The organism is Yinghuangia soli (assembly GCF_021502675.1).
In the GTDB taxonomy this organism is placed as follows: Bacteria; Actinomycetota; Actinomycetes; order Streptomycetales; family Streptomycetaceae; genus Yinghuangia; species Yinghuangia soli.
Map to the genome: position 1 here is coordinate 1 of NZ_JAKFHA010000074.1, position 8,916 is coordinate 8,916.

The following is an 8,916-nucleotide window of genomic DNA, read 5'->3' on the forward strand; positions in this document are numbered from 1 at the left end:
CGGAATCCACCGTCGCCCGACCCGCGGCACCGCTGCCGCTGCGGATCGGCGCAGAGCGGAGGGTGGGGCGGGCAGCCGGCCCGTTCCACCCACTCCGCGACCGCCGAGACACCGCCTGAAATGCCGCAACACCCGCAGACAGAGCGCCGTTTCGGCGCTGCGCGTTCCCGAGGTCCGCTCCCGAGGGCCGCGCCGTCCACGCCGATCCCGAACCGCAGGAGAACCCCCATGAAGGTCGCGTCGATTCGCCGCACCAGAGCACCGCGCGGGCATTCCCGCGGCGGGCTCCGCCGGATATCCGGCGCCCTGTCCGCGGTCTTCATGATGATGGGCACTCTGTTCCTGGTCCTGCCCGCGCAACCCGCCGCGGCGGTCGGCAATGGCGAATGGTCGATCGACCCGCTGGTACCGGACGGGACCACCCAGAACTCGCGCCGCTACTTCTTCCTGGAAGGCGCGCCCGGCACCACGATCCAGGACGTCGCGATCGTCGCGAACACCAGCCAGAAGGCCATCACCTTCACGCTCTTCGGCTCTGACGCCACCAACACGCCGCGCGACGGCGGCTTCGCGCTCGACCGTGCCGAGGACCCGCGCGACGAGGTCGGTGCGTGGATCCAGATCCCCGAATCGCAGCGCACCCTCACCTTGCAGCCCGGCCAGCGCGCCCAGGTGCCGTTCAGCATCACCATCCCGGCGAATGCGCGTCCCGGCGACCACATCGGCGGCGTCGTGGCGCTGAACAACGCCATCGAGGGCACCAAGCAAGAGGGCGACATCCAGATCAACGTCCAGCGGCAGATCGGCGCGCGTGTCTACCTCCGCGTGGCCGGCAACATCGTGCCGGGGATGAACATCGAGAACGTCCGGATCGAGCGCGACGCCAACGCGTTCTTCGGCACCGGCAAGGCCACGATCCACTACACGATCGTCAACCGCGGCAACATCATCGTCCGCCCGCGCTTCGACGTGGAGGCGACCGGCCTGTTCGGCCGCAGCCTGATGAAGCACCCGGCAGGCGACGAGATCCCGGTCGAGCTGATGCCCGGCCAGTCCGTCGAGATGCGCCAGGAATGGAACTCCGCACCGCGCTTCGACCGCGTCACGGTCAAGATCAAGGCGACCGCCGAGGACGGCCTCGTCAGCAAGTCGTCGACGTCGTACACCGCGGTCCCGTGGCCCGCCCTGCTCGTCCTGGCCGTGCTGCTGATCGGCGCAGGCCTCGCCTGGCAGTACTTCCGCCGCCCCAAGGGCAAGGACGGCAGCGGCGACGGCAATGCGGCGGGTCCGGGCGGTGCGCCGAACGGCGCCGAGGCGGAGCCGGCCCCGGCTCCCGAGAAGCCCGCGACCGAGCCGGTCGCCGCCGGTACGGGCGGCCGCTCGGCCGCGCCGGAATCCGCCGATTCCCCGGGGGATGCCGACTGATGCGGCGCCATCCGAACCACCCGCGATCCCCGGAGCGCCCGGCCACCGGCCGGCCGCGCCGGGGATCGCGGAGTGCTGTCTTCCGGGCGCTGGTACCCGCGCTGCTCGGTGTGCTCGTCCTCATCGGCCTGCCCGCCGGAGCCGGCGCGGCTCCGGCGTCCTCGCCTGCCTCGGCCCCCGTGCTCGCGGCCGCCGACCCGGACGCCGCGAAGATCACCCTCGAACCGGCCGCGGTGAAGCTCGACCAGTTCCTCAAGGTGCAGGGCACCGGCTGGATCCCGGGATCGCTGGTGCAGGTCGCGGTGTGCGGCCAGAACGCCCTCGGCGGCTCCAACACCTGCGCCCAGACCGCGTCCACCAGCATCACGGTGGCCGCCGACGGCTCGATGTCCGCGCGCATCAAGGTCACCGCACCGCCCAAGCCCTGCCCGTGCGTGGTGCGCGCGGTCACGGTCACCGGCGGCGTCCTCGAACGCAACACGCCGATCGAGATCGAGGGGGCCGCCATGGCCCCCCTCCCCGCGAACGTGCTGACCCCCGGCCGGCTGGTCTTCATCGACAGCTGGATGGCCGGCAAGGACACCGTGTTCACCTGGTTCGGCTCGCCGGTGACCCGGCGCTTCGAGATCAGCGTCGCGAACATGGGCCAGTCGCCCATCGTCAAGCCGACCTTCAAGATCGGCACCTACGAGGGCGTGTACGCCGCGCGCTGGCGCGAAGTGGCGTGGAACGGCACCATCGCGCCCGGCGCCAAGGCGGTCATCTCGCTCGACCTCGAGCTGAAACCGCGCCAGCACGGGCGCTTCGTCTACCGCGTCATGTACGGCGACCAGGTGGTCGACGAGCAGGCCCTGAACGTCAAACGCCCGTGGGGCGTCTACCTCTTCTTCGCCCTCCTCGTGGTCGTCGTGCCGCTGACCGTGTGGCGGCTGGGCAGTTCGGTCGTGCACGCCGTGCGGCTCCACCGCGACGAGCGCGCCGCCGAGCGCGACCGCGAAGTCGGTGTGCCGCTCGGCATGTCCGACGCGCTGGGCGCCAAAGCGGACGAGGCCGGCAAGGCCGGCCGGCCCGCCGCCGCGGCCGAGCAGCCCGCCGGGGTGCTCGTCGCGGCCGGTGCGCCGCGGCTCGGCGGCGGCGTCCCGCTGCGCAGCGTCGACGAGACGGTGGTCGTCTCCGGGCCGCTGTTCGCCGGACCGCCGACCGGTCACCCCGAGCCGTACGGCACCCTCTCGGCCCCCGACCTCGCGCCGCGCGCCCTGGAGGCCGGCCCGGCAGCGGATGCCGCCCCGGCCGGTCCGCCGGAGCCGGCGGACGGCGCGGCCGACCCCGGATCCGCGGCGCGCCGGCTGGTGCGTCCGGACGACGTCGCCAGGGGACTGGCCTGGAATCCGTCGGACGGGGAGTGAGGCAGATGGCCGAACTGCCCGGAAGGGGGACCGGGTTGCTGGTGCTGATCGCGGTCGGCATCGGCGTGGTCGTGGCGCTGTTCCTGGCTTCCGGGGTGCACTGCGACGACACCTACTGCGGCGAGGTCGAAGGCCCCCGGGCCGCCTCGCCGGTCGCGATCGACGCCCCGCCTTCGGCGCCGCCGTCCGGCCCGCCGTCCCCCGCGCAGCCCTCGCCCACCGGTTCGCCGACCGACGGCACGGGAACCGGTGACCCCGGGACCCCGGGGCTTCAGTACGACACCCGGATCCAGAACCCGGGGGCGGTGGACCCCGGTTCACCCGACCCCGGACAGGCCGTCGGTGCCTGGCTGCGACCCGGCCAGCTCACCGTGAACCCCCGGACCCCGGGGACCGGCCAGGGCCGCCTCCAGGTGAACACGCTGCTCGGCGTCGCCTGGGGCAAGCTCGACCCGCTGATCGTCGAGGACTACCGCGGTTCGCGGTCCGGCTGGTCGCTCACCGCCACCATGTCGGACTTCGTGGCCCGGGACGGCACCCGGATCAGCGCGGACCGGCTCGAATGGAAGCCGTTCTGCCGCCCGGCGCCGGGCAGCGAGCCCTACCCCAGCAAGGTGGTCACCGGATCCGAGGCGGCCATGAGCCGCACCGCCCTGCTCTGCTCGACCCCGTCGCTCGACACGGTCACCGGTGGCCGGTTCGACGTGGGCGCGGATTTCACCATGCGCGTGCCGGTCGCCGCTGCGGCGCCGGAGGACTACACGAGCGTCCTGCTCTTGACGCTCACCTGAGACTTCCTCCGGATCCGCGGATCCGGAACCGACGGACGACAAGGGCGCACGCCGCCCGGAGAAGGGAGACCGCAGCCTCATGAGAGGACCGGGCAGGACCCTCACGGTGTTGGGATCCACCCTGCTCTTGGCGGGGACCGCCGCAGCCGCAGGCCCGACCGCCCTCGCCGCGGACACCTCGAAGGACGTGTCCGCGGCGCTGCTGTGCGTGGGCGTCGGCGGCGAGGCGGGCCAGACCCAGGCGCTCACCTTCGACCTGAAGCTGACCGCACCGGAGACGATCGAGCCGGGCGGCTCCGCCGACATCTCGGCGACCTTCAAGAACGGCGTGGTGGCGAACGCCTCTTCGGGTGCCGCGGCCACGTACCAAGGCACCCGGCTGACGTTCGCGGTCACCGGAGGCAGCCAGGTCGGGACGCTCCAACTGGAGTCCCCGACCGGCAACGTGCCCATCGAGGCCGACAAGAAGATCCGCGAGGCCGGCGCACTGACCGGCAAACTCCCGGTGGACAAGGCCGGTTCGTGGTCGATCACGCTGCGCAGCCTCTCCGTGCAGCTGGCCGACGCCTCGGGCGGGCTGCTGCGCCTGGACTGCGCACCGGACAAGCTCGGCGAACCCGTGCTGACCGTGAAGGCGGCCGACAAGGCGGCGGCCGTGCCGACCACCGGGACTCCGAGCCCGGCGACCACCGTGCTGGAGCAGAACGTCAACGCCGGGGTCAAGCAGGACGCGACCACGACCACGGCGACCACCACGACCGCCACCACCACGACGGGCGGCTCCTCGACCACCACCGGCGGCGGCCTGGCCCCCACCGGCGGCGACAAGGCCGGGGTCACCGCGGTCGCCATGCTCGCCGGCACCGCCACTCTCGGTGCCATCGCCGTGCTCATCACGAACCCCGTCGTCCGGCGCCGCAGAGAGGCCGGATGACGGCCTGATGCGCCGGTGCGGCGCGCTCCGACTGCCGTGGCCGAGCGCTGCGGTCCGCACGACCCAACCGTTCCCCCCGGCGGCCCGCGGCTGCCGGCACGGTCCGTGTCCGGACAAGGAGAGCTCCGACTGATGATCACCAGATACCGCAAGACCGCTGCGGCCCTGGGCGCCACCGCGCTCGGGGCCACCGGCCTGGTGCTGATGGCGCCGGCCGCCTCGGCGGGCACGGTGGAGCCGCAGGTCACCTGTGTCGCACCCGCCCCCATCGGGACGAAGACCGCCCCGATGAAGATGACGGTCACCGGCGCCGCCGACCCCGTCCTCCCGGGGTCGACGCTCGCGCTCACGGTCGACCCGGGCCTGAGCCCGATCGGCAGCCCGTTCCCGCTGCCCAAGGTCGACCTGACCAGCACCTTCAAGTTCGAGCTGTCGGGTGCCGCGACCGGTCCGGTCGAGTGGGTCGTCCAGAAGTACATGGACCCGCTGCCGACCGGCCAGATCGATGCCGACCCGTTCGACGTCCAATTGACCGTCCCGGCGAACGCCACCGCGGGCCAGGAACTCAAGCTCACCTGGAAAGACCTGATCAACAAGACGGTGTCGGACGGCACCGACTTCGGCAACGTGCCGTGCACCCCGGGCGACAACAACGGTGTCGTGTTCTCCGTACAGGTCAAGGAGGTCCCGGCCGGCACCGTGACGCTGGCCGCCACGCCGAACACCGTCGCGCCCAAGGGCGAGATCGCGCTGGACGGCGTGAACTGGACGGCGAGCGTCGCCGACGCCAAGCCGTCGCTGTGCGACAAGGACGGCAACAACTGCGACGAGGCGAAGTTCAAGAGCGACACGCTCAAGACCGACGCCGAGGGCAAGCTGTCCGGCAAGGCCGTGCTGGCCGACTCGGTCGTGGCGGGCGAGTACCAGGTGCAGGTCAGCGACGGCACCAAGCAGCAGAAGACCAAGCTGCTCGTGAAGGCCCCGGAGCAGCCGAAGCCGACGATCACCGCCGACCCGGCGACCGGCAAGTCCGGTGACAAGACCACGGTCAAGGGCACGAACTTCACCGCCGACGCGGCCGTGGACATCGTGGGCGTGAAGGCCGACGGCAGCACCACCGACGACAAGGCGACCGGCAAGGTCAAGGCGGACGGCACCTTCGCGATCGACCTGGTCGTCAAGGACAAGGGCACCGTCAAGGTCAAGGCCACCGCGGACGGCAAGTCGGCCGAGGCCGGCTACACCGTGCAGGCCGACGACCCGGTCGTGACCGACCCGAACGGCAAGGAAGTCAGCGTCTCCTACGCGTGCAAGACGCTGGTGGACGGCAAGCCCTTCCCGGGGATCCCGGACAGCGAGCAGACGCTCGGCATCAAGATCCTCGTGCCCAGCGCCGCGAAGGCCAAGGACAAGGTCGACATCCTGGCCGAGTTCAAGGACGGCAAGCTCGGCAGCGCACCCTCGATCACCCCGGCGAACCAGCAGCTGACGGTGGAGACCGCCGAGCTCACCGTCGACATCGTCGAGGGCGGCACGGAGAAGGGCACCGCCAAGGCGTCGCTGAACGGCTTCACGGTGACCGCCAACCCCGGCCAGCCGCTCACCGCGCCCGGCGCGCTGAAGGGGCAGTGGGAGGTGTGGGGCGGCGGCGACTTCACCTTCAGCCCCGGCACGCTGGTGCTGAAGACCGTGCCGCAGGGCCTGCCGCTGAAGTCGGAGACGACTTGCACCGTCAAGTCCTCCGCGGTCTCCGCGACCATGAAGGCGAGCGGTGACAAGGGCACGCCCCCGGCGGGCGGCGGCACTTCGACCGCGACCGGCGGCGGCCTGGCCAAGACCGGTTCGGACGGCACCTCGGTCAACGCCTTCGCGCTGGTGGCCGGCACCGCGGTGCTCGCCGCGGTGGGCGTGCTGCTGATGCTGCCGCGGCGCCGCCGCCGGCTGCAGGCGCGGGGCTGAGGCACCGGCCGAGCGCCTAGTGGCATGAAGACGCAGAGGCGGTGACAGGGTCCTCCGGCCGGGATCACTCCCGGACGGAGGACCCTTCGCGTACTGTGCGTCCGGGAAGATCCGCACCCGGCTTGTGGTCAACGCGTACATCGATGAAGGGACCCCGATATCCGATGGCTCGACGCATAGCCAGAGCCGGGTTCGTCCTGGGACTGACGTCGGCGTCCCTTGCCGCGTCGGTGGTTGGCCTGGCCCCGCCCGCGCTGGCCGGCACCGAGGTGAGCATGCAGGTGCATTGCGTGCTCCCGCTGGAGCAACCCGCGGCGACCGGGGAGCAGTTGGTCCGCCTGGACGGCCCGGAGACCGCCGTGCGGCCGGGCGACAAGGTCAAGATCCGGGTCACCCTCGGCCCGAACATCGCCACCAGCCCCATCGCCCTGCCGGGCACCCCGCTCACCCCGTCGATCGACCTCACGATGTCCGGCGGCGCCAGCGGCACCGTGCGCCTGCTCGGCCCGCAGATGCTGGTCGACATCCCGGGCACCCCGAACCAGATCGTGGTGCCGCCCTACGAGGGCGAACTCACCATCCCCATCGAGGCCAAGGGCGACATCTCCCTGACCCCGGGCAAGATGGTCACCAACACCCACACCTTCGGCCTGCAGACCACCACCTGCACGCCGATCGCGCCGGTCCCCGTCTCCGTGGTCGTCAAGGTGACCGCGCAGGACGCCCCGCTCAACCCGGCGCAGGGCCCGGCGCAGCCGAGCGGCCAGTCCGCCGGCCCGCAGACGGCAGTCCCGGCGCCGCCGAGCGACCTCCCGGTCTTCGGCACCGCCACCGCGACGGCCCCGGTCGCCCCGGAGCCCTCCAGCGCGACCATCAAGCCCAAGGGCTCGGCGTCGACTTCGGACGAGGGCGGCATGTCCGGCGCGACCATCTTCGCCATCGCCGCGGGGGCCCTGGTCCTCATGATGGCCGTGGTCACGATGCTCATGTCCTGGCGCCGGCACACCGAGGACGACTGACCCGGGAAATTCCGGCCCGGACCCGACCGGGCGGCTTTGCCGAGATTTTGCGGCGCACTGTCAACGGCAGTGCGCCGCAGGCGTTTTCCCGCGAACTCCCTTGAAATTGCCTTGACTTTACCTGTCGCGCATGGCGGAATAAGTCACTCGTTTGAAAAAGAACGAGTTCCAGTGCACGGAACGGCATCGGGGGAGCCGGAGATCGTGTCGGCACGTACGTCTCTTCCCGGTGCGGTGTTCGACTGCCCCGCTCCCCGGCGGCGGCAGCAGCCCCTGGAAGGGAGGCACTTCCTCGTGTTCAGAACAGCCAAGAGGCTATTGGCCGTTGCCCCCGCCACCGCGGTCGGTGCGTTCGGCCTGGTCGCCCTGGCCCCTGCGGCATCCGCGGGTACGGTGACGCCGCCGGTGACCTGTGTGGCACCGCTGCCGGTCGGCACCAAGACCAGCCCGATGCCTCTCACGGTCTCCGACCTGACCGGCACCTCCCCGTACGCCCCGGGTGAGACCGTGCGTCTCTCCGTGGATCCGGGCACGAGCCCGGTCGGCAGCCCCTTCCCGCTGTCGCAGGTCACCGTGACCAGCACCTTCAAATTCATGATGTCCGGTGCGGCGACCGGCCCGGTGGAGTGGACGGTCTCGAGGACCTTCGATCCGCTGCCGGCCGGCCCGATCGACGCCGACCCGTTCGAGGTGGACTTCACCATCCCGGCCAGTGCCATGCCGGGCGCCCAAGTCCAGCTGACCTGGGTGGAACTGCGGAACCACACAGTTGCGGCCGGCACTGACCTGGGCGACGTGGTCTGCACGCCGGGAGGGCTCAATCCGCCCGTGATCGGCCTCCCGGTCGAGAACGTCCCGCTGCCGCCGATCGTCGACCAGATCTCTCCGACCCACGGGGTCCTGCCGACCGATGTCACCGTGCGCGGGCGCAACTTCACGCCTGGCGGCACTGTGTCGTTCTACGGCATCGGCGCCGGCGGTCCGACCGGTGACCGCGTCGACATCCCGGTCCCGGCGGACGGCGTCGTCAACGGGGTCCTGACCGTCACCGATCCCTCGACCACCGCGATCGGGGCGTCGAACGGCGGGGTGCAGTTGACCCAAGTCCCCTTCCGTGTCGACGTCGTCGGCCCGGATCCCTTCATCCTGCCCACGGGTGACGTTCTCCCGGGTCCGCTGGCGATGCAGCAGGCCAGTGCGGGTGTGACGCTGTCGCCGATCACGATCAACGGTAAGCCCCAGACGATGACCGGTGTGCTGAACACCGTCGCGATCCAGGACTTCCGTGGTTCGACCAAGGGCTGGTCGCTGACCGCCAAGACGTCCGACTTCACCTCGGACACCGGCGGCACCATCTCGAAGTCGTCGTTCAAGTGGACCCC

General features: G+C 71.4%; 7 protein-coding genes. All 7 read left to right on the forward strand.

Features of this window, described 5'->3' with window-relative positions; translation table 11 throughout:
- Positions 1-228: 228 nt before the first annotated feature.
- Positions 229-1,425, forward strand: coding sequence for a WxL protein peptidoglycan domain-containing protein (locus tag LZ495_RS43330; protein ID WP_235058813.1), 1,197 nt, complete (start codon positions 229-231; stop codon positions 1,423-1,425).
- On the forward strand, positions 1,425-2,831 hold the full coding sequence (locus LZ495_RS43335; protein ID WP_235058814.1) for a neocarzinostatin apoprotein domain-containing protein: 1,407 nt from the start codon (positions 1,425-1,427) through the stop codon (positions 2,829-2,831). Before LZ495_RS43330 ends, LZ495_RS43335 begins: the two co-directional genes overlap by 1 nt.
- Before the next feature lie 5 nt (positions 2,832-2,836).
- On the forward strand, positions 2,837-3,622 hold the full coding sequence (locus tag LZ495_RS43340) for a hypothetical protein (protein WP_235058815.1): 786 nt from the start codon (positions 2,837-2,839) through the stop codon (positions 3,620-3,622).
- Between the two features lie 109 nt (positions 3,623-3,731).
- Complete coding sequence (locus tag LZ495_RS43345) at positions 3,732-4,556, forward strand: hypothetical protein (RefSeq protein ID WP_235058816.1); 825 nt, start codon at positions 3,732-3,734, stop codon at positions 4,554-4,556.
- Between the two features lie 132 nt (positions 4,557-4,688).
- Positions 4,689-6,515, forward strand: a complete 1,827-nt coding sequence (locus tag LZ495_RS43350; protein ID WP_235058817.1) for a hypothetical protein — start codon at positions 4,689-4,691, stop codon at positions 6,513-6,515.
- A gap of 164 nt (positions 6,516-6,679) precedes the next feature.
- Positions 6,680-7,534, forward strand: a complete 855-nt coding sequence (locus LZ495_RS43355) for a hypothetical protein (protein WP_235058818.1) — start codon at positions 6,680-6,682, stop codon at positions 7,532-7,534.
- A gap of 294 nt (positions 7,535-7,828) precedes the next feature.
- Positions 7,829-8,916: hypothetical protein (locus LZ495_RS43360; RefSeq protein ID WP_235058819.1), on the forward strand; the 1,088-nt coding region annotated here is incomplete at its 3' end.

Bases quoted from the DNA above. Each gene is read 5' to 3' on its own strand.
- LZ495_RS43330 (WP_235058813.1), top strand. From the start codon at position 229: ATGAAGGTCGCGTCGATTCGCCGCACCAGAGCACCGCGCGGGCATTCC.
- LZ495_RS43335 (WP_235058814.1), top strand. From the start codon at position 1,425: ATGCGGCGCCATCCGAACCACCCGCGATCCCCGGAGCGCCCGGCCACC.
- LZ495_RS43340 (WP_235058815.1), top strand. From the start codon at position 2,837: ATGGCCGAACTGCCCGGAAGGGGGACCGGGTTGCTGGTGCTGATCGCG.
- LZ495_RS43350 (WP_235058817.1), top strand. From the start codon at position 4,689: ATGATCACCAGATACCGCAAGACCGCTGCGGCCCTGGGCGCCACCGCG.
- LZ495_RS43355 (WP_235058818.1), top strand. From the start codon at position 6,680: ATGGCTCGACGCATAGCCAGAGCCGGGTTCGTCCTGGGACTGACGTCG.